The organism is Terriglobus sp. (assembly GCF_965201105.1).
Taxonomy (GTDB): Bacteria; Acidobacteriota; Terriglobia; order Terriglobales; family Acidobacteriaceae; genus Terriglobus.
Map to the genome: position 1 here is coordinate 843,164 of NZ_OZ241741.1, position 22,900 is coordinate 866,063.

At 63.6% G+C, this 22,900-nt stretch carries 22 protein-coding genes; 18 read left to right on the forward strand and 4 right to left on the reverse strand.

The window, feature by feature from the left end:
* Positions 1-204: 204 nt before the first annotated feature.
* The 12 genes from ACOFKT_RS03805 to ACOFKT_RS03860 all read left to right on the forward strand — a co-directional run bounded on the left by ACOFKT_RS03805 (position 205) and on the right by ACOFKT_RS03860 (position 12,653).
* Positions 205-1,095: an alpha/beta fold hydrolase gene (locus ACOFKT_RS03805; protein ID WP_419806099.1), complete on the forward strand. Its 891-nt coding sequence runs from the start codon at positions 205-207 to the stop codon at positions 1,093-1,095.
* A 69-nt stretch (positions 1,096-1,164) separates the two neighbouring features.
* Complete coding sequence (pilM, locus tag ACOFKT_RS03810; protein ID WP_419806100.1) at positions 1,165-2,331, forward strand: type IV pilus biogenesis protein PilM; 1,167 nt, start codon at positions 1,165-1,167, stop codon at positions 2,329-2,331.
* Positions 2,332-3,114, forward strand: coding sequence for a PilN domain-containing protein (locus ACOFKT_RS03815; protein ID WP_419806101.1), 783 nt, complete (start codon positions 2,332-2,334; stop codon positions 3,112-3,114). It abuts the gene before it with no gap.
* Positions 3,111-3,761, forward strand: a complete 651-nt coding sequence (locus tag ACOFKT_RS03820; RefSeq protein ID WP_419806102.1) for a GspMb/PilO family protein — start codon at positions 3,111-3,113, stop codon at positions 3,759-3,761. The genes ACOFKT_RS03815 and ACOFKT_RS03820 overlap by 4 nt, the downstream gene beginning before the upstream one ends.
* Entirely contained in the window at positions 3,758-4,342 is a 585-nt protein-coding gene (locus tag ACOFKT_RS03825; protein ID WP_419806103.1) for a hypothetical protein, read from the forward strand. Before ACOFKT_RS03820 ends, ACOFKT_RS03825 begins: the two co-directional genes overlap by 4 nt.
* Positions 4,339-5,412 carry a type II secretion system protein gene (locus ACOFKT_RS03830; RefSeq protein WP_419806104.1) on the forward strand — a complete coding sequence of 358 codons (1,074 nt, stop codon included), beginning with the start codon at positions 4,339-4,341 and terminating at the stop codon, positions 5,410-5,412. Before ACOFKT_RS03825 ends, ACOFKT_RS03830 begins: the two co-directional genes overlap by 4 nt.
* A gap of 229 nt (positions 5,413-5,641) precedes the next feature.
* Positions 5,642-6,244, forward strand: coding sequence for a PEP-CTERM sorting domain-containing protein (locus ACOFKT_RS03835; RefSeq protein WP_419806105.1), 603 nt, complete (start codon positions 5,642-5,644; stop codon positions 6,242-6,244).
* 356 nt (positions 6,245-6,600) lie between these two features.
* Positions 6,601-8,502: a molecular chaperone DnaK gene (gene dnaK, locus ACOFKT_RS03840; protein ID WP_419806106.1), complete on the forward strand. Its 1,902-nt coding sequence runs from the start codon at positions 6,601-6,603 to the stop codon at positions 8,500-8,502.
* Between the two features lie 278 nt (positions 8,503-8,780).
* Positions 8,781-8,951 (forward strand): hypothetical protein, encoded by a 171-nt coding sequence (locus ACOFKT_RS03845; RefSeq protein WP_419806107.1) that lies wholly within the window; start codon positions 8,781-8,783, stop codon positions 8,949-8,951.
* A 211-nt stretch (positions 8,952-9,162) separates the two neighbouring features.
* Positions 9,163-10,239, forward strand: coding sequence for an acyltransferase family protein (locus tag ACOFKT_RS03850; RefSeq protein ID WP_419806108.1), 1,077 nt, complete (start codon positions 9,163-9,165; stop codon positions 10,237-10,239).
* Between the two features lie 97 nt (positions 10,240-10,336).
* On the forward strand, positions 10,337-11,353 hold the full coding sequence (locus ACOFKT_RS03855; RefSeq protein ID WP_419806109.1) for an Fpg/Nei family DNA glycosylase: 1,017 nt from the start codon (positions 10,337-10,339) through the stop codon (positions 11,351-11,353).
* 73 nt (positions 11,354-11,426) lie between these two features.
* Positions 11,427-12,653, forward strand: coding sequence for a DnaJ C-terminal domain-containing protein (locus tag ACOFKT_RS03860; RefSeq protein WP_419806110.1), 1,227 nt, complete (start codon positions 11,427-11,429; stop codon positions 12,651-12,653).
* A gap of 60 nt (positions 12,654-12,713) precedes the next feature.
* Here ACOFKT_RS03860 and ACOFKT_RS03865 read toward each other — a convergent pair whose 3' ends face one another.
* Positions 12,714-13,355, reverse strand: coding sequence for a hypothetical protein (locus ACOFKT_RS03865; protein ID WP_419806111.1), 642 nt, complete (start codon positions 13,353-13,355; stop codon positions 12,714-12,716).
* Positions 13,356-13,456: 101 nt separating this feature from the next.
* Positions 13,457-13,837: a YtxH domain-containing protein gene (locus ACOFKT_RS03870; protein WP_419806112.1), complete on the reverse strand. Its 381-nt coding sequence runs from the start codon at positions 13,835-13,837 to the stop codon at positions 13,457-13,459.
* 246 nt (positions 13,838-14,083) lie between these two features.
* Between ACOFKT_RS03870 and ACOFKT_RS03875 the strand changes: the two genes are divergently transcribed.
* The 6 genes from ACOFKT_RS03875 to ACOFKT_RS03900 all read left to right on the forward strand — a co-directional run bounded on the left by ACOFKT_RS03875 (position 14,084) and on the right by ACOFKT_RS03900 (position 19,475).
* Positions 14,084-15,238 (forward strand): BON domain-containing protein, encoded by a 1,155-nt coding sequence (locus ACOFKT_RS03875; protein WP_419806113.1) that lies wholly within the window; start codon positions 14,084-14,086, stop codon positions 15,236-15,238.
* Positions 15,239-15,430: 192 nt separating this feature from the next.
* Positions 15,431-17,185, forward strand: coding sequence for a 1,4-alpha-glucan branching protein domain-containing protein (locus ACOFKT_RS03880; protein WP_419806114.1), 1,755 nt, complete (start codon positions 15,431-15,433; stop codon positions 17,183-17,185).
* A gap of 141 nt (positions 17,186-17,326) precedes the next feature.
* Positions 17,327-18,025, forward strand: a complete 699-nt coding sequence (locus ACOFKT_RS03885; protein ID WP_419806115.1) for a hypothetical protein — start codon at positions 17,327-17,329, stop codon at positions 18,023-18,025.
* Between the two features lies 1 nt (position 18,026).
* Positions 18,027-18,698, forward strand: a complete 672-nt coding sequence (locus ACOFKT_RS03890) for a class I SAM-dependent methyltransferase (protein WP_419806116.1) — start codon at positions 18,027-18,029, stop codon at positions 18,696-18,698.
* A 13-nt stretch (positions 18,699-18,711) separates the two neighbouring features.
* Entirely contained in the window at positions 18,712-18,924 is a 213-nt protein-coding gene (locus tag ACOFKT_RS03895) for a hypothetical protein (protein WP_419806117.1), read from the forward strand.
* Positions 18,924-19,475: a SixA phosphatase family protein gene (locus ACOFKT_RS03900; protein ID WP_419807100.1), complete on the forward strand. Its 552-nt coding sequence runs from the start codon at positions 18,924-18,926 to the stop codon at positions 19,473-19,475. The genes ACOFKT_RS03895 and ACOFKT_RS03900 overlap by 1 nt, the downstream gene beginning before the upstream one ends.
* Here ACOFKT_RS03900 and ACOFKT_RS03905 read toward each other — a convergent pair.
* Together ACOFKT_RS03905 and ACOFKT_RS03910 are read right to left on the reverse strand one after the other, a co-directional pair.
* On the reverse strand, positions 19,427-21,043 hold the full coding sequence (locus ACOFKT_RS03905; protein ID WP_419806118.1) for a Ppx/GppA phosphatase family protein: 1,617 nt from the start codon (positions 21,041-21,043) through the stop codon (positions 19,427-19,429). The two genes, ACOFKT_RS03900 and ACOFKT_RS03905, sit on opposite strands and share 49 nt — an antisense overlap.
* A 75-nt stretch (positions 21,044-21,118) precedes the next feature.
* Complete coding sequence (locus ACOFKT_RS03910) at positions 21,119-22,900, reverse strand: ArnT family glycosyltransferase (protein ID WP_419806119.1); 1,782 nt, start codon at positions 22,898-22,900, stop codon at positions 21,119-21,121.

Sequence of the window (22,900 nt, forward strand, 5' to 3'; positions counted from 1 at the left end):
CGAAAGCATGTAGCCTCGGGCTTGTAGATCTGCATGTTCAACGGCCTCTAAAACGCAGGCGATCGAGGGCGCACGAGCCCGTCTCAAACCTTACGAGTTCCGAGAAACGCTGTTCTCGCAACCTCTGAACAAAGCCGACCCTCATCCACTCAGGGCACCATTCCATCTCCTAAGCCCGCATCACACAGGGCAGGGAGTCGCGTTATGCCGAGTGACAGCATCCAGACCGAGTTCGTCGAGGCCAACGGAATCCGCTTCGAGGTGCTCACCTGCGGCGAAGGTCCGCGCCTCGCGCTGTGCCTGCACGGCTTTCCCGAGGTTGCCGATAGCTGGCGCGAGCAGATGCCTGCCCTCGCCGCCCTCGGCTACCGGGTCTGGGCGCCCAACCAGCGCGGCTACGGCCAAACCTCGCGGCCGCCGCGCGTTGCCGACTATGCGATCGAGCACCTGATGGCCGATGTTGCCGGCCTGATCGACGCCTCGGGAGCCACCGAAGTCGTTCTGATCGCGCACGACTGGGGCGCGCTCGTCGCCTGGGCCTTTGCCGCCCGCCAGCTCCGACCCCTGCGCGCGCTCGCCATCATCAATGTCCCGCACCCGGTCACGTTCGCGCGCACCCTGCGCCACAGCCTCGGCCAGATGCTCCGCTCCTGGTACATGCTCTTCTTTCAGATCCCGTGGCTGCCGGAGTGGCTGCTCAGCCGCCGCGGCGGCGCTCTGGTCCGCCAGATGATGCTGCGCACCTCCACCGCGCCCGCCACCTTTCCGCGCGACCTTCTGGCCGCGAGCGCCGCCAACGCCGCACAGCCCGGCGCCGCCCGCGCCATGATCCATTGGTACCGCGCCTTTCTCCGCGGCGGCGGCTTCCGCCGGCAACTTCGCCTCGGCTTTCCACCCATCACCATCCCCGTTCTCCTGCTCTGGGGCATGGGAGACGCCTACCTTTCCTACGCCACCACCGCGGGAACCGAGGCCTTTGCGCCGCGCCTGATTCGGCACGATCTGCCCGGGGTTTCGCACTGGGTGCAGCAGGATGCCACGGAGGCGTGCAACGCGGCGCTGGTGCAGTTCCTGTCGTCGGTGGATAAGCTCTGAATGCGCAACGCGCTATCAAGTGCTTCGGATGGCCGTCTCAAGCATGTAGCCTAGAAGCTGTACGTCTGCATGCCGTCTCTGATTCCGAAATCGAGTTATGAAGCCCGCCCCCGCATCGCGGTGGAGATCCGCCCAGAGGGCGTCTTTGCCGCGCGCGCAAACGACGCGAGCGGTTTTATGGCGCAGGTCGCGCGGGCGGAGCTGCCGCGGCAGGCGGTGCAGCCCGGCTTGCGGCAGCAGAACATTACCGATCCGCAACGCGTTGCCGCTGCCGTGCGCCAGGTGCTGGGGCAGTTGCAACAGGGCAAGCTGCGCGACGTGACGCTGATCGTGCCCGACGCGGCGGTTCGCGTCATCCTGCTCGATTTCGATTCGCTGCCGTCGGACACCGACGACGCGCTCGCAGTGGTTCGTTTCCGCCTGGCCAAACTGCTGCCGTTCCCCACGGACGCTGCGCAGATCAGCTACCAGGTCATGACGGAGCGCGCCCGGCAATTGCAGGTGCTCACGGTCGCGATCCCATACGCGGTACTGGCGGAGTACGAAGCCGCCGTGCGCGATGCAGGCTTTGAGCCGGGTGCTGTGCTACCCAGTACGCTTGCGGTGGCGAGCGCGGTGAACGACGCTGCACCCGGTGCGTCCGGCACTGCGGCGCTGGTAATCAATACCAGCGCGGACACGATGACCACGGCAATTCTTCGCCGCGGTGAGCTGTTGCTGCACCGCATGCTGGAGACGGCACCGGCCGCGCTTGCACCGGCGGCGCAGTTGCCGGCTGCGTCTTCGATCGCCGTGGTGCCAACGATGCCGGTGGACGGGATGTATGCGGCGGTTGAGCCGCGGGAGTACGGAGCGGATGACCTTGCCGGCTCCGATGTGGATGAGGGCCCGGTGGTGGAAAGCTTCGTGCCGGCGCGCGAGCTTGCCGAGGCGGAGGCCACAGCCACTGCGCTGGAAATGCAGCGCGCCGTTGCGGTAGCCGCTGCATATTACGAGGATTCTCTGGCGGCTCCGCCTGAGCTGGTGCTGACATCCGGCAGCATGAGCGCACTGCAGGTTGCCGTGCTCCTCGAAGGATCGGGGCTGCAAACGCGCGAGCTGATGCAGGCCGGCGACCTGCTTGGGACAGTCACCACGCCCATGCCATACGGCTTGCTGGCCGGGCTGCGCGGGGCATTGCGCAATGATGCGCGAATCGTGACGCGCCCAGGCGCACGTGTGGGGGCGCGCCCGTAGATGCGGATCACTGTCAATCTCGCAACGCGGCCCTATGTCCAGCTGGACCGCGTATTCCGGCAGCTTCGGATCGCCATTGCCGTGCTCGCGGTCACCGCGGCCGGCCTGCTGATCTGGCTGCACAGCCGGTCGGCGTCGGCGCGCGCGCAGCAGGCGCAGATCGAGACGATCCAGGCCCGTACGGCCGCGCTCAATTCCGAACGTGCCCGCAACGAGGCGAGGCTGCGGGAGCCGGCGAACGCCGCCGTGCTGCGGCAGATCGACTTTCTGAATGCTTTGTACCAGCGGAAAAGTTTCAGCTGGACCGCCGTGCTGATGGACTTGGAAGAAGTGCTGCCCGCCGGACTGCAGGTGACCAGCATCGACCCGCAGATTGCAACCAACGGTCAGGTCAACATTCATATGCGGGTGAGTGGTCCGCGCGAACGCTCCGTGCTGTTGATCCGCAACCTGGAAGCGTCGCACCGCTTTGTTGCACCGCGGCTGGTGGGCGAAGCGCAGCAGACGCAGGAAAAGAGCGGTGCCGGTGTCCAGATGGCGGCGGCTTACCTGAGCGGTTCGCAAGCCGCCCAGAACACCGATCCGACCGCGCTCGTCAACAGTAATGGCAACACGGGCCCGGCCGGACCGCCACCGACCGACTTTGATATTGTCGCCGGCTATAATCCGCTGCAATTGCGCGTGCGCGAGCGTGCGACTCATGCCAAGCCGTCGGCCGCCGACGCCGCGAGTGCGAAAGCCATGCAGCCGCAAGCGGGGCAGCCGGAAGCGGGGCAGCCATGAGCACCGTACCGGTGAACCCGCTGGAGGCCGCGGTTCCGGCAAGTCCTCGCGCGCAGCAGCTCGATCGCCTGCGCACATGGATGTCGCCGCTCAACGTGCACGTGGCAGCGGCGGCGCTGCTGGCTGTCTTTAATGTGTGGCTCCTGGTACAGCTGGTGCTCGCCTTCACCTCCGGCGGTTCCCGCGGGGAGGAGGCGATCGCCCAGGCGCGGACACAGCAGGTGGCGGCCGAGTTGGCCGCGCGCAGGCTGCGCGGGCTGGACGGCAAGCTTGCCGCCTCGCAGACGGAGGCCGCGCAGTTCTATGAAACACGCCTGCCGTACGGCTTTGCCGACGTGGCAGCCGAGCTTGGCAAGCTACGCGAACACTCCGGCGTCCGGTTGAGCCGCGTGCAATACATCACGGCTGCTCCGGCGAACGGCCTGACGGAGGTGCGGCTGGATGCCTCCGTGACCGGCGCGTACAAGCCGCTGGCGCTGTTCATCAATGGCCTGGAGCGCGACCGCGTTTTCTTCCAAATCCAGAACGTCACGTTGAACGGTCAGCAGGGCGGCCAGGTCAGTCTGCGGCTGCGCATCAGTACCTTTCTTCGCGAGCCGATGCCGGGGCTGGCCGCGGCGCAGGTAGAAAGCGGAGCGCAGCCATGAAGATCGGCAGCGAAGACCGAAAGAAACTGATTCTGGCCGGCAGCCTGGGCGTCCTGGCGCTTGGCACCATGATCTACGAATTTGCCGGCAGCGGAAGCGATGCACCCAGCGCGGCGCCGGCGCCCACCACTACGGTGCGGCAGGCCACGCCGAGCCCCGTCGCTGCCCACGTCTCCAACGCGGCGCTCGACCCCGCACTGCATCCCGAAGGGATGGAAGCGGCCGAGGCACTGTTGTACACCGGCAGTGGCCGCAACATCTTCCTGGCCGGCTCGGAACCGGCGGCAAATATTCCGATCCCGAGACCGATCGTCTCGCCCCGCACGCCCGCGCAGCCGCAGCCGATCAGCAACCCGGGACCACCGCCACCGCCGCCGATCGACCTTCGCTTCTTCGGGACGGAGCAGCGGCAGGGTGGCAGCCGGCAGGCGTTTTTCCTGAAGGGCGATGACGTGTTTCTTGCCTCCGAAGGCGAGATTGTCGGCCGGCGCTATAAAGTCGGCACCATTAGCGCGAACTCGGCGCAAGTCACCGACCTGACGAACAACAACACGCAACTGCTGCCCCTGGTGCAGCAATGATGCGCGGTCTCCTGCCGGCGCAAGGCGAGCTTGTTCTGTCGGTGGTGGAGATTCGACGCCCGGCAACGGAAGAACCTGATGCGTGTTCGGGGCTGGCAACCTCGCCTGGGCAGCCGCAAGCCGCCGCGGGCAGACCCAGCGAGCAGGGCTTCCTCCTGATCGCTCTTGTTGTCGCCGTCTTTATCATCGCTCTTCTTCTCACGGTGGCCGCGCCCACCGTAGCGCGCTCGCTGGAGCGCGATAAAGAGCTCGAATCCGAGCACCGCGCACAGCAGTATGTGCGCGCGATCCACAACTACTACCTGAAGTTCAACACTTATCCCACTTCGATCGACCAGTTGCTGAACCAGAACAACATGCACTTTCTGCGCCAGCAATATAAGGATCCACTGACCCGGGGAGACTATCGCCTGATCCATTTCGGCGAGGCGAAGACCCAGGTGAAAGGCTTCTTTGGCGAGCCGCTGGGGAGCGTTGGGCAGGGCAGCCTCGGTGCATCCGCTGGCACCGCCTCCGGGTTCGGCAGCGGCGTGAGTGGTGCAGGCAGCACTCCCGGATCCGGGGCGGCCGCGTCGCCGGTCTCCGGCTCTGGTTTCAGTCTTGGCACATCCAGCTTCTCCTCTCCGGGATCGTCGGGCGGCATCGGTTCTACAGCGGGTGCGAGCACCACCGGCGTGACCGGAGGCTCCAGCGGCTCCGGGTCGAGCCCCAGCGGCATCAGCTCGAATCAGGTCCAGGGGAGCAAAGGGGCGATCGTCGGTGTGGGCAGCAGCGCGAGCGGACACGGCCTGGTGGAGTGGAATGGCTCGGCAAATATCGAGGACTGGGAGTTTCTGTACGACCACCGTACCTGGCTGCTGAAGCAGCAGGTGAGCATCTTTGGCGGCTCGGTTGGGCAGGGCGGGGGCAGCACCTTCGGCACACCAGGCATCGGTTCCGCAAACGGAAGCAGCACCGCTCCAATCGGTAGCACGCCTTTTGCACCGTCTTCATCGGCCAGTCCTTCATCGTCGCCGGGTAGCACCGGAAGCTCCGCCTCCGGCGGCGCGCAACCGGCACAAAACCCATAGATCGTCTCGCGCGAGTTCCGGTAACCTCCAACTCCGGTCGGGCAACAGCTTCAACCTTTTGTAAAAAACGCTGTCGCCCTTTGGCAACATGTCCCGCGCGTTCCTACAAAGCGTGGTCACATCATAGAAACGGCTGAGTACAACCACCGAGCGTAATTGACTCGGAGCACGCAAAGTTGCCTACGATTTGCAAGCAGACTCAGCCCCAAATCACTAAGCGAGCACAAAAATGCGCCTTTTCACCCCATCTCTGTTGGCAGCGGCCGCCGTTATGTTTTGCGTGGCAGCCCACGCCGATACCGTTTCGTTCGTCTCTTCCGCGGCTACCACCACCTATGGTTCCAGCGTGACTGGTTCCTACGCTGGCACAGGGACAGCTGCCGTTCAGGTCACCAGCCCCAATGCCGTCTACTCAACGGCTCAGCCCGGCAGCTCGTACATTTCGACCAACGCCGCCGGCAACCAGGCGGTCGGAACCACCTACTATTCGGACAGCTTCACGCTCCTGGCGAACCAGACCTACACAGGATCGGTTCTCTTCAGCGCCGATGACTTTGCCTCCATTTTTGTCAATGGCACCTCTGTCTACACGGCGCAGTCCAATGCGCAGTACCTAAGCGCGGTAAACGTGGCTCTGGGTTCATCGGCCTTCACCTCCGGCCTGAACACAATTACGTTTGCCCTGACCAACACAGGCGGCCCTGGCGCTATCGATTTCGCCGGCAGCCTGACCGGGACCAACGTCACTCCGGAGCCTTCTTCCCTGGTCCTTCTGGGAACAGGCATCCTCGGCGTAGCCGGTGCAATGCGTCGCCGTTTTTTGGCCGCATAACCGCGAAACACGATCCATCAAAGCAGCCTCCGGCAATGCCGGAGGCTTTTTGCTGTCTGCAAACGAAATCCTCGACCCAACTCCCTTTCAGAAATAGCACTTTCACGCCGGAGCAGCCCAGCCTGTCTGCAATGAGTTCCCGCATCCTTTGCGGCATCTTCCCACCATGTCGGCCGGAGACTGGCAAAGCATGAGTCCTTGGCGTGGGAAGATGCATCAGTTTGCGCGGCTAACGCATCATATTAGTTGACAGCAAGTCACTCACATGTGATCCTGAACATGCCTGAGTGACGAAGTGTCAAGGGTTTGATTGATCGGTATCGACAGGCTGGAATGCCTGTCCGGAGGAGAACGAAGTGGGCAAGATTATTGGAATCGACCTGGGAACCACCAACAGTTGCGTCGCCGTCATGGAAGGCGGCGAGGCCAAAGTGATTCCCAACGAAGAGGGCGGACGCACGACGCCTTCCGTCGTTGCATTCACCAAAACGGGTGAGCGCCTTGTCGGGCAGGTCGCGAAACGGCAGGCAATCACCAATCCTGAGAACACCATTTACTCGATCAAGCGCTTCATGGGCCGTCGCCCGAATGAAGTCAACGACGAGATGAAGATGGTGCCCTACAAGGTCATCGCAAAGGGCGACAACATCGCCATCGAAGCGCAGGGCAAGGAGTACACCGCGCCCGAAATCAGCGCGATGATCCTGCAGAAGCTGAAAAAGGCCGCCGAAGACTACCTGGGCCAATCCGTGACCGAGGCCGTCATCACCGTTCCGGCATACTTCAACGACTCGCAGCGCCAGGCGACCAAGGATGCGGGCAAGATCGCCGGCCTGGATGTGAAGCGCATCGTCAACGAGCCGACTGCGGCAGCGCTCGCCTACGGCCTGGATAAGAAGAAGGACGAGACCATCGTGGTCTATGACTTCGGCGGCGGTACGTTTGACGTGTCCGTGCTCGAAGTTGGCGAAGGTGTGATCGAAGTCAAGGCCACCAACGGTGACACGCACCTTGGCGGCGACAACCTGGACCAGCGCCTGGTGGACTTCCTGATCGACGAGTTCCGTAAGCAGGAAGGCCTGGATCTGCGTGGCAAGGGCAACGAAATGGCCCTGCAACGCCTGAAGGACGCGGCCGAGCGCGCCAAGATCGAGCTCTCCACAACCATGGAGACCGAGATCAACCTGCCGTTCATCACGGCAGACGCGACCGGACCGAAGCACCTTGTGGTCAAACTGACCCGCGCCAAGTTCGAGTCGCTCGTGGAGGATCTGCTGCAGAAGTCCGTTGGGCCCTGTAAGCAGGCCATGTCCGACGCCGGCATCACCGCGTCGCAGGTCGATGAGGTTGTGCTGGTCGGCGGTCAGACCCGCATGCCCCGCATGCAGGCGCTGGTCAAGGAGTTGTTCGGCAAGGAGCCGCACAAAGGCGTAAACCCGGACGAGGTCGTCGCAATCGGCGCTGCGGTGCAGGGTGGCGTTCTGGGTGGCGAGGTGAAGGACCTGCTGCTGCTGGACGTCACGCCGCTGACCCTGGCCATCGAGACGATGGGTTCGGTCGCGACGCCGATGATCCCGCGCAACACGACCATCCCGACCAAGAAGACGGAAACCTTCTCCACGGCTGCGGACTCGCAGACTGAGGTTGAGGTGCACGTGCTGCAGGGTGAGCGCCCGATGGCGGGCCAGAACCGTACGCTTGGTAAGTTCAAGCTCTCGGGCATCCCTCCGGCTCCGCGTGGCGTGCCGCAGATTGAGGTGACGTTCGACATCGACGCGAACGGCATCCTGAATGTGACGGCAAAGGACAACGCCACCGGCAAGGACCAGAAGATCACCATCACCAGCTCTTCAGGTCTGAGCAAGGACGAGGTGGAGCGCATGGCGAAGGAAGCCGAGGCGCACGCCAGTGAGGACAAGGACAAGCGTGACGAGATCGAGTCGCGCAACCAGCTGGACTCGTTGGTCTACCAGGTCGAGAAGATGTTCAAGGAGAACGGCGACAAGATCAGCGGCGACGAGCGCGGACAGGTAGAAACTGCCCTGGCCGACGCGAAGACGACGCTGAGCGGTAGTCCCAGCGCCGGTGAGCTGAAGTCCGCGCACGAGAAGCTGCAGCAGTCGAGCTTCAAGCTGGCTGAGGCCATGTACAAGTCCAACGCGGCGCCCACCGATGGTGCGGCCGCTGCGGAAGGCACCACGGCAGAGACCAAGCCCGAAGAGGGCGTGATCGATGCCGAGTACGTGGACACGAAGTAAGCAGCAGCACCCATCGCGGGTGTCTCAGATCAGGTGTGCGGGGAGTGTGGAGGCTCCCTGCACACCTGACACAAAGCGCAACAGGTTGGAGCCGGAGTGTCCGACGAACCGCAACTGAGTTCACTCGGCGCTCCGGTCTCCTCCGGGTTTTCACCGCATCGCAATCTCGGCTCCGGCCTGCGCGTATCAGGCACACGGGTGCAACTCATCCGTCGAGCCGGTGTCTAACATTTGCAACACAAGATGATTTGGTGAACTGGACGGGGAGGGAACAGGCCATGAACACAGTGATTTGGAAATGCGAGCAGTACGTGGGAGGCAAGCTCCACGAGAAGACGATCTTCGACTCCGAGGAGCAGGCGCGCGAGTTCGCCAAAAAGCTTTACGGCGTTCGTCCCGACACCATACTGCGCATCGAGCCCATGCCGATCCAGCATGTGTGGAACTGAAATTCGGGCAATGGTTGTGAAGAGGGGGAGCGCCTGGCGCTCCCCCTCCTGCTTGCCGGTCATGTGAACCTTGACCCTATCGCACGCGACCGCACCGTTCCGGCAGCACCGGCGTAAACCGCTCAGTAAGCACCTGCGCGCAGCGGTTCAGTAAAACGGCAAGCGCGTTGGCGGTGATTGCGATTTCTTCATCACGGTAAAATCGAGTGGGATGCCCCAAAACATCACGGCGCACCGGCCGAAACAGAACAGCCTGCAACTGCTTCGCGTTCTGGCGGCAACCATGGTCGTGGTGCACCATACGACTCTTGAAATAGCCCGGCGACACGCGACGTTCCCCGTTTGGATGGAGGGACGGTACGGCGTTGATTTGTTCTTTGTCCTAAGCGGCTATGTGATGGTGTACTCATCCAGCCGGCTGGAAGCTGCCACAAACGGTTGGCTTGTGTTTCTGCAGCGCCGGGTGGCGCGCGTTGTTCCGCTCTATTGGATCGTGACAACGATCGTGTTGCTTGGACAGATGTGGCTTGTTTTTGAACAGCGCGGACCCATGCATCTTGCCAGGCGCGCCGTGGACTCCTACCTGTTCTTGCCATACACCGGTTCCGGAGGCGACTGGCTGCCATTGCTGGGCGTGGGGTGGACGCTCGTCTTCGAGATGTTCTTCTACATCGTCTTTGCCGTTGCTCTGCTGTTGCGGGCAAACGTGCTGTGGTTTGTGAGTCTGTTTCTTGGAGTAGTCGCCGCTGGTATGTTTCACAACTTCGAGCGATTTCCTGCGCTGAACGTTTACTGTCGGCCGATTGTGCTTGAGTTTGTCTTCGGCATGGTATTGGCGCGGTTGCCGTTAGCCTCAATGCGAAGAACGCCATGGCTTGCGTGTATCTTGCTTGGTGGCGGGTTGCTGCTGCTCGTCTGGCCGTCCCAGCTTTCCGAGTATTGGCGCGCCGTTCGCATGGGTTTACCGGCGGCTCTGGTGGTGTACGCTGCATTGCAGCTTGAGCCCTGGTTCCATCGCGCACCGCGGTTCCTGCTTTTTTTAGCGGATGCGACCTACTCCATTTACCTGGTCCATCTTCCCCTGCTGCCTTTTCTTGGCCGTATCGGCGAAGTACACCAGAACCGAGTCCTTCTCACCGCGCTTTGCGCGGGGATCGTGGGGGTTCTGATCCTTTTCGGTGCGCTTATTTATTACTGGTTCGAACGGCCGCTCCTGCGCTGGATCCAGAAGCATTGGCGCTTGGAAGGAAAACGCCCAATCCAGTTGCCAATCAGCAACTACAGCTGACGAAGAGCACATGCGTGCTTCGGTGCGTCCGGGCCGCGCGCAGGTGAGGCGCTGGCCGTTGCGAGAACTGCATCCCATACAGCGGAGAGTTTTTGGCATGCCAGAGGGGAATGAGGTACATCGCTGGGCGGCGCGTCACACCGCGGCGTTTGCCGGGCGCAAGCTGAACGTGTTGCCGGGGCCGAACCACCGCTTCAAAGATGCGCACCTGGTCGATGGCAAGAAACTTCGCCGGGTGCACGCGGTGGGCAAGCACCTGGGCTACGAGTTCGGCGACGATCTGTATTTGCACATTCACCTGGGGCGGTTCGGCGACTTTACGGAAGGCTGCGGCCCCTTGCCGGAGCCGAAGGGTGCGTTGCGCTCTGTCCTGCAGCGCGCGGGCAGCGGCAAGGCACCGCGGGGCGCGAAAGGGCAACCGCACAACATGCGCTGCTACGCGGACGACGGCACACAGCCGTTTCCGGCGGAGGACGTGGACTGGTGCGAGTTGCGCGGGCCAACCGATTGCAGCGTCTACGACCAGGCAAAGTGGCAGGCGCTGCTGGACCGCCTGGGCCCAGATCCGCTGGCGCATGAGCCGGGCGATCATGACAATCCGCAGCGGGCGTATGACGCCATCCTGAAGTCGAAGAAGCCGATCGCGGAGTTGCTGATGGACCAGCAGATCATTGCGGGCATCGGCAATATCTATCGCGCCGAGCTGCTTTTCCGGCACCGCGTCAACCCGTTTACGCCGGGCGAGGCGATGGACGCGAAGACGCTAAAAGCGGTGTGGAAGGATTCGATCCCGCTGCTGAAGGAGGGCATGGTGGACCGTCGCATCGTGTGCACGAAACGCTCGGACCGGCCATCGAGGAAAGAGCCTGCGCAGCGCGGCGAGGAGCACTATGTCTACCGGCGGCACGGCAAGCCATGCTTTGTATGCGGTGAAATGATCCTGCGGCGTGACCTTGCAGGGCGCACGCTGTACTGGTGCCCCAAGGACCAGCACACAACGGCGGCGGAAAATGAAACGGCCTATGCGCAGGGTGCAAGCCTGCGCGCATCGCGCGAAGCGGCAAAGCCCGGCGCCAAAGCTCGCAAGCGTGCGGCTGCAGTGCTCACAGACTGAGAACTCATCGTCCGGCGCTTCCTGCGTGTGTTTCACTCATCTAATCTGTCAGTAACGGTGATACAGGAAAACGATGGCAGGACCACAGAACAAGGATTATTACGGCACGCTCGGTGTCAAGAAGACGGCCTCGCAGGATGAGATCCGCAAGGCGTTTCGCAAGCTGGCGCGCAAGTACCACCCGGATGTGAACCCGGGCGACAAGAAGGCCGAAGAGAAATTCAAGGAAATCTCTGAGGCGAACGACATTCTGAGCGATGAAAAGAAGCGCAAGGTCTATGACCAGGTCGGCTTCTACTCTGACTCGATTGACTCGGCGCAGGCCGAGGCGGCGGCGCGTGGCGGCTACGGAGGCAGTGTGTACACCGGCGGCGCGCCGGGTGCGCAGGGCGGTGGCGTGCCGTTTGATTTCGGCGGCTTCGATTTCTCGGGCTTCCAGGGTGGCGGTGCTGGCGGCCGCGTGCAGCAGGAGCAGGCGGGCGGCGGCTTCGGCTCGTCGTTCAAGGACATCTTCGGCGGCATGTTCGGAGGCCGAGGCGCGCAAAGCCGTGGGCCTGAGCCCGGAACCGACTTGGAATACCAGGTGCAGGTCGACTTCTGGACGGCGATTCGCGGCGGCACGGCGAAGATCGAGTTGCAGCGCAACGACCTATGTCCGACCTGCAAAGGGCAGGGCACGGTGGGTACGCCACATACCTGCCCGCAGTGCAACGGCACCGGCCAGGTGCAGCAGATGAGCGGCCGTATGAAGTTCAACACGGCCTGCCCTATGTGCGGCGGCACGGGGAAGGTTGGGGATGCTTGCCCGGCCTGCCATGGCGAAGGCACGATCACGCGGCATGACCCGTTGGAGTTTCGTGTCAAGCCCGGTACGCGCGATGGGCAGCGCATCCGGCTGGCGGGGAAGGGCAATGCGGGCACGAAAGGAGCACCAGCGGGTGATCTGTACCTGATCATCAAAGCGGGCACGCACCCGGTCTTCACGCGCATGGGCGACGACATCCGGCTCACCCTGCCGGTGATGGCGTTTGAAGCGGCGCTGGGAACAAAGGTCGATGTGCCGACGATCGACGGCCGCACGCAGTTGAAGATTCCGCCCGGTACGCAAACAGGGCAGAAGCTACGGCTGCGTGACAAGGGTGTGGTCTCCGGCTCGGCAGAGGGTGTGCGTGGTGATCAGATCGTGGAGATCAGGATCGTGGTGCCGAAGATTCAGGATGAGCGGTCAAAGGAGATCCTGCGAGAGTTGGCAAAGCTGAATCCAGAGGATCCGCGCGAGGAACTATTCCGAAAGGTGTAGCTGAAGCGAAACAGCAAAGGCCGGGCTCAAGCCCGGCCTTTGCTGTTTCCTCAATGATTGCTACGCGTGATAATCGTCATCCAGGCCGGTGTAGATGTTTTCGCCTTCGAAGGCGACCGGCTTGGGGGTTTTTGCGTGTGTGGGATGGCCGTACTCGTCGACTAAACGCGTCGCTGCGGCGCGGATGCCGCTGAAGAATGCACCTGCCTGCCGCACCGGTGCGAGTACGGCATTTTCGACACGGCCCACAACGCTGCCTGCCGTGTTCAAGGTTGTGGTGACCATGCCGTCGATGCGGTCGCTCTGCCGCTTGGCCTTGCCCGTGGTGTCACTGATCAGTGCATCGACCTGGGCTAGTTTGGCGCGGTAAACATCTGTAGTGTCGGCAATGCTCTCCGTAACCCGCTTGATCTTGGGCACGGTGTCATTCATCAGGTCCTGAAAGTTGTCGACCAGCGGGTAGAGCTTGCCTTCAAAACGGTCCGTGATGGCGAGCGTTTTGGCTTCGATGCGCGTCGTGAACTCGTTAATCGTTCGCAGCAGTTTGACCACCATGAACGCGACCGCGACCAGGGCCGCAGCTTGCAGAAGGAGCCAGAAAGCGATCAACCCGGTAAACCACAGCAGGGTGTGAAACTGTCCGTCAGACATGGTGTAGGTCGGTGCCTGGAAAAGCGCGAGTGCGGAGGTGGCGGCGTGCATGATTGGAGGACTCCTGGGGGAGAGCTTGCCCGCGTTTGCTGCGAGCGATGCAAAAAGCCGGCGACGGATCGCCGGCTCCTGAAATCGGGGCGAGCGACGGCCTAGCTGTTCTGGCCTGCCTGCTCCTGGTAAGCCTGCTTGCCGGCGTCCACAGCACCGTTCAGCTTAGTCTGCTGCTCAGTCAAGAAGTCCTTGCCCTTGTCGACATACTGCGACCACTGGGTGCGTCCCTTTTCGTAGTAGTCGCGGCCCTTGTCCACATAGTCGTTCAGTTGGTCTTTGCTCTGCGAGACAGCTGTGTTCAGCTGCTCCTTGCCCTGCTGCACGTACTGGTTCGCCTTTTCCTTGGCGTCGCGTGCGCCAGACGCAAGATCGTCCCGCGTTTCGCGGCCGCTCTTGGGCGCGTACAGCACACCAATCAGCGCACCGATGCCCAAGCCCGCCAGAAACCATCCCAAACCGCTGCTGTTCTCGTCTGCCATTTCTTTCCCCTTCTCATATACCGGCCAGTTTGCCGGGATGCGACACTTGCACCCGCCCGGGGTGAAATGCGACTAGGTGGACGGATGCGGCAGCGTTGCGCGCGGTTGCCGCAACTGTGTCGCGTACAGCGCGGAGGCGCGCCTTGGTGCATCGTCCGGTGGAGCCAACTGCATCGAAAGGATGCGTGTGAGGACGCGGCCTGGCGAACGACGGCCTGCCGCAACCGGACGCAAAGGGGATTCGAGATGGCACAGACTACTCAATTACAGGCGCGCACGGCCAGCATGATGGCCGGCCTGGCCTTGGCTGCAACGTTGTTGCTGCCGACCGGCTGCAGGAAGAGCGCGCCAACGGTGGCCGATCCGACGGTGACCGCCGCAGTGCAGTCGCGTTTGCAGGGCGATGGCGCCATCAGCACCGAGCCGATTCAAGTTTCCACCACGGGCGGCACCGTCACACTGACCGGCCAAGTGAGCAACTCCGCCGCACGTTCGCTGGCCGCCAACGATGCCGCAGGCGTGCAGGGCGTACTGAAAGTGGTGAACGACATCACCGTGGCGCCAAACACACCGCCGGTTTCCGCCACCAGCACCACGCCGCAACCTATGGTGCAACCGGAACCGGTCCCGCAGCCGCGAGCACGGGTGACGCCACGCGAGCCTGCGCCCGTGACCCGGCAGACGCCAAGAATCGTGAACACACCACCTCCCGTGCAGCCGCCGGCACCGGTGCAGCGCGCGCAGGCTGCACCCCCGCCACCGTCGGCGCCTGCGTTCCGCACCGTCACCGTGCCCGCGGGATCGACCCTGCCGGTGCGCATTACGCAGACGCTGGATAGCGACGATTCACACCCGGGCGACTCCTTCAGCGGCGCGCTCGCCACTGACTTCGTGCAGGACGGCGTGGTCGTACTGGCTCGTGGCAGCGCGGTTTCCGGCACGGTCGTGGATGCCAAGGACGCAGGACACTTCAAGGGCCAGTCGCGGATCAGCATTCAATTGACCAGCATCAGCCGCCGCGGGCAGCAGATCGCCATCTCCACCGATCCAGTGGTGAAGGAAGGCGCGGCGCGCGGTAAGAACACCGCCATCAAGACTGGTGTCGGCGCCGTAGGTGGCGCCGTCCTGGGCGGTATCTTCGGCGGAGGCAAGGGTGCGGCGATCGGCAGCATTGCCGGCGGCGGTACAGGCGCGGCCATCAACGGCGTGACCCGCGGCCAGCAGGTGTCGTTTCCCAGTGAGACGGTGGTTCGCTTCTCAACAACGAATTCCTTTACTGTCCGCGTTCCCAACAACCAGGGCGCCTACGGCAATGGAAATCAGGGAGCGTACGGCAGGGGGGATCAGGGAGCATACGGCAGAGGGAACACGGACAACGGGCCAGTGTTGAACCGGCAGTAGTTGGCATGGCAACGGTGTGGGCCTGTCGCGTCGCGGCAGGCACGCCGCCCTTTCAGGGAAGGTGCTGGCCGTACACTGAAAAAGTAGTCGGCAGCTGCGCTCGGCACCTGTCCGGTGCGAGCAGCTTCTCCGCAACAGCATTGGCTGATCATGTGGCCACGATCGCGGACCGTCAGTTCGCAGGATCTCTCAGTGCCAGGCACGCGCGGTTTTCTCAACATCCACCTCCATGCGCACTTGCCCTTCGTGGTGAACCACGGAACGTGGCCCCACGGGCTGGAGTGGTTGCACGAGGCCGCCGCTGAGACCTATCTGCCACTGCTGCAGGTCTTGCGACGGCTGGGCGCGGAGGGCATTCGCGCGCGCTGGAGCATTGACGTGTCGCCCGTGCTGCTGGAGCAGTTAGCGCACCCCGTGTTTGTGCGCGAGTTCCCGGAGTACCTTCGCCGCAAAATCCAGTTTGCGCAGGAGGACGAGGCGTTTTTTGCGCAAGCAGGCGAAGATCACCTGCGGTGGCTGGCGCAGTTCTGGCAGCAACGCTACGGTGACGCGCTGTCTCTTTTCGAAGAGCTGAAGGGCGACCTGATCGCGGCACTGCGCACGGAGCAGGAGCGTGGCAGCATCGACCTGCTTACCTGTGCGGCGACACACGGATACATGCCGCTGTTGGGGACCGATGAAAGCGTGCGCGCACAGTGGCGTGTTGCCACTGCAGTGCACCGCAGGCACTTTGGCGTGACGCCGCCGGGCGTATGGCTGCCGGAGTGCGGCTACCGGCCGGCCGGTTACTGGCAGGTGCCGCTGTTGCCCGATACGGACCCGCGCGCCTATCCAGGATTTCACCGCATCGGCGTGGAAGAGGCGCTGGAGGAAAGTTCGCTGCACTTCTTCTACGCCGATGGGCACCTGGTCGAGGGCAGCGATCGCTTTGCCTCTCCCTACAGCGCGATGCAGCAGGGCAACATGCCGCCACCAAACTTGGAAGGCAGCGACGGCCAGCTCTATCGCAGCTATACGGTGCAGGGCAGCGAGCGTCCGTCGCGCGTTGCCGTGTTGCCGCGCGACCCGCGCACCGGCTACCAGGTCTGGAGCGGCGACGGGGGCTACCCCGCCGACGGTACGTACCTCGACTTCCACAAAAAGCGCTGGCCGGGTGGCCACCGCTACTGGCGCGTGACCGGGCCCAACGTTGAGATGAACGCGAAGCACGCCTACCAGCCGCACGAAGCGGAGCAGCAGGCTCGCGAGCACGCGCGCCACTTCATCGGGCTCGTAAGCGAGAGCATCGCTGGAGCGACACAGGAGGTTGAGCGTCCCGTAATCGCGGCTCCGTTCGATGCGGAGCTCTTTGGGCATTGGTGGTACGAAGGCGTGATCTTTCTGGAAGAGGTGACGCGGCTGCTCGCCCGTGGAGAAGGCACGGCCGATCGCAACATGCCACAGATGGTCACGCCAGCCGAGTACCTTCGGCGCGAGGGCACGGCGATGCCGCTGCGTTTGCCCGAGGGGTCGTGGGGTGCTGGCGGCGACAACCGCGTATGGCTCAACCAGGACACAAGCTGGACCTATGCGCGCATTTACGCCGCGGAGTATGAGCTGCGCGAGTTGTGCACGGGGGGTGCATGGCGCGATGGCGGCCTGGGCGAGCGACTAGCCAAGCAGCTCTGCCGCGAGCTTCTGCTGCTGGAGTCCAGCGACTGGCAATTCCTGATAACCACCGGTGCGGCACGTGATTATGCAGAGCGCCGTTTTCGCGAACACGATGACGCATTTGGCTCGCTGCTTCGGTTCTGGCGTGCGTGGCGCGAGACGGGCGCGCTGGATCAGGAGCAGATCGCTGGGCTTGTTGCGCTGGAAGCGCAGGACAGCATTTTTGCCGAGGTGAACCCGGAGTTCTGGGTGCGCGGCGCGCATGCCGAGCCCGTGCCCACGGCCCAAGGCGAATAGCCGTTGGGCGCGCCCGCGGTTGTTCTCAACTCGCCCACGCGGCAGGTGGCAGCGCCGCTGCGATTGCTCCACGCGTGGCACCTTCTCAGTCTGGACGCTCCAACCGTCGCTTTCTGTTGGACTTTGCTCTTTGCACAAATCATGCACGTGCCGCATGCGCTGGCGACGGCTGGCGCTCTGGCTTGCGCCGTGTGGCTGGTGTACGTCGCGGATCGCCTTCTAGACACCCGGAGTGAGCCAGCGCCGTGGCCGAGCGCCCCACACGCGGCGTTGTCGCAAATGTATCGGGAGCACGCGCGTGAGTTCCTGCTGGCCGGTGCCGCGGTCGCGCTCTTGACCGCGGTGCTGCTCTCGGCGCTGCCACGAATTTTGGTGGAGGCCTGGCTGCTGCTGGCCGTGCCGCTTGCCATGTATGCGGCTGCGGTGCACGTTCTTCACTTGCCAGCGCGGTGGAAAGCAGTGTGCGTCAGCGTCTTCTTCGCCGTGGCAGTTGCTCTGCCCGCGGCCGTGCACGGCAGCATGGGGTGGCCGCTGCTGACCGCTGCCCTGGCCTTTGGCGGCGTGTGCCGCACGAATTGCGCGGTGTTGCGAGCGGCTTCCAGGCGCTTGCGTATTGTGCTCGCCACAAGCTTGGCCGTGGCGCTGCTGCCGTTGTTGTTTGTGGAGGCACGAGTGATCGTGCCCGCGTGCGCCGGTGCTCTGCTTCTGCTTTGGTTGCTGGTGCGCAAGCGCGAGTCTGCCTCTGCGCGGTTGGGGTGGCTTTCCTGGCGCGCCCTGGTGGATGCGGTGCTGGTCGCCCCGGCGCTGCTCGTTTCGGTTTGTGTGCTGATTGCCCGCTGACATGACCCGGTCGAACGGCTTCGACAAGCTAGCGCGCCTGTATCGCTGGATGGAGTACCTGAGCTTCGGCCCGCTGCTCTGGCGCACGCGCACGGCGTTTCTGCCGCGCATGCGACGAGCACGCCACGTATTGGTGCTGGGCGATGGAGATGGCCGGTTCACCGCGGCGCTGCTGCGAAACAATGATGCAGCTGTTGTGCATGCCGTGGACGCGAGCGGCGCGATGCTCGACCGGCTGCGGCGGCGCGCCGTTGCGCAGGGCGATGGCGCACGCCTGCGAACCCTGCACGCAGATGCGACGGCGACGCTGCCAGCGGACTGCTTTGACCTGGTGTGCAGCCACTTTTTTCTGGACTGCCTGGACGATGCGCAGTGCCGTGCGCTCGCGGCCCGGGTCGCGGCACAGATGAATTCCGCGGCATGCTGGGTCGTCTCAGAATTCGCCGTGCCGCAAGGCCGTTGGCGCTGGCCCGCGCGCGTTCTGGTGCGGGGGTTGTACGCGGCGTTCGCGCTGCTTACCGGCTTACGCGTGCAGCACTTGCCGAACCACGCGGCAGCACTGCGGGAAGCTGGGCTTGCATGCATTGCCGTGCAAACACGGCTCGGCGGCATTTTGCGCGCGGAGATCTGGACAGCTGCGACGGAACGGAGCAGTCCGGAAGTGGACGCGTGACATCTAAACCGGCATGAGTGAACTTTCACGTTTGGATAATGTGCCCGGCTCCGTGGACGACGGCTTCCCCGGCGCGAGCTATCCACCTTACCCAGAGGACGAGATCCTGCCGTCGATCCCAAGCGACCCGGTTCCGAACCCGGAACCGGAGCAGCCTTCGCTGGGCGTGCCGGACCCCGGCATTTACGAGGGCACGGGCGGTACGGCCTCGTTGGCATCCGCGTGATGAACCTGTATGTGCTGCGGCACGCATCAGCCGGAACGCGCCGCGCAAACCCGGCGCTCGATGTGCGCCGGCCGCTGGATAAGTCAGGAAAGCGCGACTGCCTTTTGCTCGGCAATACCTTATCCAGCATGAATGTCTCGTTCGACCTGATCGTGTCGAGCCCGCTGAAGCGCAGCCTGCAAACGGCATCGCTGGTCGGCACCGAGACCGGGTATGAGCAGAAGATTCTGCTGTCGGATGCGTTGGCGCCGCAGGCCACCTTTGCGCAGTTTCAAAAGATGCTCGCCGAGTGCAGCGGCTATGACTCACTGCTCGTCGTGGGACATAGCCCGAACCTGGTGCAGTTCCTGGGATTGTTGCTGCAACCGGCCGCTACCGCGCAGGATTGCGAGCGGCGGCCCGCGGCGGTGCGGCTGCGGAAGGGTGCCATTGCGCGGCTCAGCCTGGATCGCGGCGCGGCCATGCTGCAGTGGATGCTCGATCCGCGCGTGGTCGGCAAGCTTTATGCCAGCTCCACGTCTAAATCGCGGCGGAAGACTTCGCGAAAATAGGCGCGCTCTTTGCGCAGCGCCCAGCGTTCCAGTTCCGCCGACCCGCGGCGCACCTGCAGTTGCAGCATCACACGCTTGGGAAAGACGCGTGTGGTGAAGCGCGTGGGCTCGCTCGCCAGGTCCTGGTTCAGCGCGATCCCAAGCCGCAAGAGGGCGATAGAGCGCACCACTGACGTGTGCAGCTCCACCGGCACCGAGCGCATGGGCTTGTCCATAGGGTCGGGGCGGCTCTTGCCCTGGTAGCGCCCGATCGCCGCGACCAGCGCTCGTTGCGACGGGGAGAAGCCGAACATCTCCGAATTTGCAATCAGGTAGTGCGTGTGCCGGTGGTGCCCCTGGTGCGAGACGAAGCGGCCGACGCCCTGCATCATTGCGGCGGCGGCGAGCCACTCGCGGAACTCAGGCGAGAGCGTGTGTACGCGCTGCAGGTCGTCAAAAAGCCGCGTTGCATCGTTGCGGATCGGCTCGGCACGCTTCATGTCCACGCTGTAGCGCTTGCAGATTTGCAACACACCCTCCCAGCGCTCCTGCTCGATGGCGCGGTGCACGGAGGCGCGGTTGTCCACGTCGGCGAGCATCTGCGCCAGCATGCCGTCGCGCAGGCCCAACGGTGAGTAGCGGAAGCCGGAAAGCTTCAGCCGCTCCAGTAGCTCGGCATAGACAAACGCGCCACCGATGATGATCTCGCTGCGCTTTGGACCGATGCCGGGAACGGCCATGCGCTGCTCGTTGTTCATGGCGACGAGCCGCGTCGCCAACGAGCGCACTGTTGCGGTCGATGCGGTAAGCGGATCCAAACGCAGCGCGGACCGTAACTCGTGCGCGGCGAAACTTTGTGGCTTGCGCGCGGGCTGCTTGGTAGGGGCCTTGCTCTTCGGCTTTGCCGGCTTGCTTTCCGCGAGTGCAGTGCTTGCCTCGGCCAGCGCCGCGGCGGAACCGCTGGTTGCAATCACCAGCGGAATCGGCGCCTGTGGTCCGAATTTGCGCTCCAGCTTGCGCAGTTCTCGGTCGATGTAGGTCCTGAGCTGGTTCTGCTCCTCGCGGGTGGGCGGGTCGGTGCGCAGGAACTCCTGCTGCAACCGGACGGACCCCAGCGGAAGGGAGACCATTTCCTGGACGCGGCCGTCTTCGGAAAGTGTGATCTCGCACGATCCGCCGCCAAGGTCGATCAGCAGGCAGCGTCCGCGCGCGCCGGGCTCGTGCGTCGTCACGCCCAGGTGGATCAGGCGGCCTTCTTCCAGGCCGGAGATCACCTCGACGTTCCAGCCAAGCTCCGACTTGACCCAGGCGATGAAGGCGCCAGCATTCTGCGCGTCGCGCATGGCGCTGGTTGCCACCACACGTACGCGATCCACGACCTCTGCCTGCACCGTTTTCTGAAATCTCTTGAGCGCGCGAATGGTGGTGGCCATCGCGTCCGGTGAGATCAGTCCGGTCTCAAAGACGCTCTCGCCGAGCCGCACGACTTCCCGGTCTTCGTGCAGGATGTGCAGCTTGTGCTGCTGCACCTCTGCAATGGCGACGCGGCATGAGTTGGAACCAATGTCAATGGCGGCAAACTTGGGCAAGCGGAACTCCAGGCCGTGGCGCTGCGGAACACTTTGCACCATACACGACCCGGCCCCTCGCCGCCCGGTACGGGCCTACTCGTGATTCAGCAGCACAAACTTGCCGCCGAACTCCGCTACGCGCGTGCCGCCGAACTGCGCAAGCCAGCCGTCTGTACGGGCGGCCGAGTGTGTCACGAAAAAAACGCGCCGCGGGCTGTGCCACAGCGCAGCCATGCTCCTATCGTCCTGCCACCGGCTCGGAGCGTCCGCATAGAGCGAGCCGTACCACAGGTTGTTCACGCGACCGTTCAGCATGGACACCGGCTGCCGCGTGTAGAAATTGATACTTGAATTATTGGAGTACTCGCCATCGATCACGATCTGGTCGCCTGTTCGCCAATGCGACTGGATCGAGCTTCCAAGCGACTGTGAGCCCAGGATCGGATAGAAGTATTCCAGTCCAAGATGTACGCAGCCCAGCACCGCGCACATGCCCAGGGCCAGCGTCATGTTCGCGGCAAGGGTACGTCCGCCACGCTTGAACCACCATGCCAGCGTTGCGGGGACCAGCAGGCTCACGCTCATAAGCAGTAGCGGCAGGCGGAAGAACCCGAAGGCGCCCTCCGTAAAGTCGAATAGGTGGCCGAACGACAACGCGTAATCTTCAGGGTGCGTTTGCAGCACCTGCCACAACTCCTGGTGCGCGGGTGCGTGCGAGATGACCGCGACGGCCACGCAGAGTGCGCCGAGCAGCACGCCGGTAATGGCAAGCGACGCATACGCGAGTTGCCGGGTACGCTCCCCGTCGCGCCGCGCCAGGGCCACGCCGGCCAGCAGCGCAAGCGCCGGTATGGCGGGCAGCGTGTAGTATTCCTGCCGCGTGGAGAACGTGAAAAAACCGACAATCACGATCGTCCACCACGCCAGCAGCACGCCCGGCGTGCGCAGGTTGTGGTTGCCCAGGCGCCAGCCGCGAACCCGCTCCGCCGCTGCATGCCACAGGAAAACGCCCCACGGCAGGATCCAGGCGAACAGCAGCCCATAGAACAGCAGCAGCGGCACCTTGTCATAGTCGCGCGGAATGCGCGTGTTCAGATACCGGTCGATCTGGTCGTTGACAAAGTAAAACCAGAAGAAGCCCTTGGACGCGCCAGTTGCACGATTCTGCACGATCGCCAGCCAGTGCCACGGCACCGCGGTCACCAGGAACACGGCGCTGCCCAGCAGCGGACGCATGCGTAGCAGCAGTCGCAGCCGTCCCGTGAACAGCAGGAATCCAAGCAGGAGCCCCAGCGGAAAAACAACGCCGATCAGGCCCTTGGTCAGCACGGCCGCCGTGCACGCCAACGCAAACCACGCGGCGCTGCGTGCGGAGGCTCTCCCGTCGCGCTCGATGTGATCGAGCAGGCGTAGGGTCAGGTCAAAGGCCACCGTCATCCACAGCGCAAGAATGATGTCCGGAATAAAAAACCGTGTGTAAATGAACGGACCGATGGCGGTGGCAATGGCACACCCGGCGTAAAAGCCCGCGCGTTCGCCGTAAAGCCTCGAGCCAAGCCCGTATAGATATAGCGTCAGCACAAGCATGGCCGCCGCAAGCGTGAAGCGGATCGCCCAGTCGTGCTGCCCGAAGATGGCCATGGAACCCGCGGCTAGCCAATAGGGCAGAGGCGGTTTGTCCAGGTAGCGGATTCCGTCCACATACAGCGTGACGAAATCGTGACGCGTCAGCATCTCTCGCGCCGCCTCCGCGTGGATCGAATCCACGTCATCCAGCAGCGGCTGTCTTAGGATTGCAACGGCTTGCGTGAGCAGCCAGAGCAGCACCAGAAACGCAATGGAGCCACGCTTCCGATTCGGTCGTACCTCGCCCAT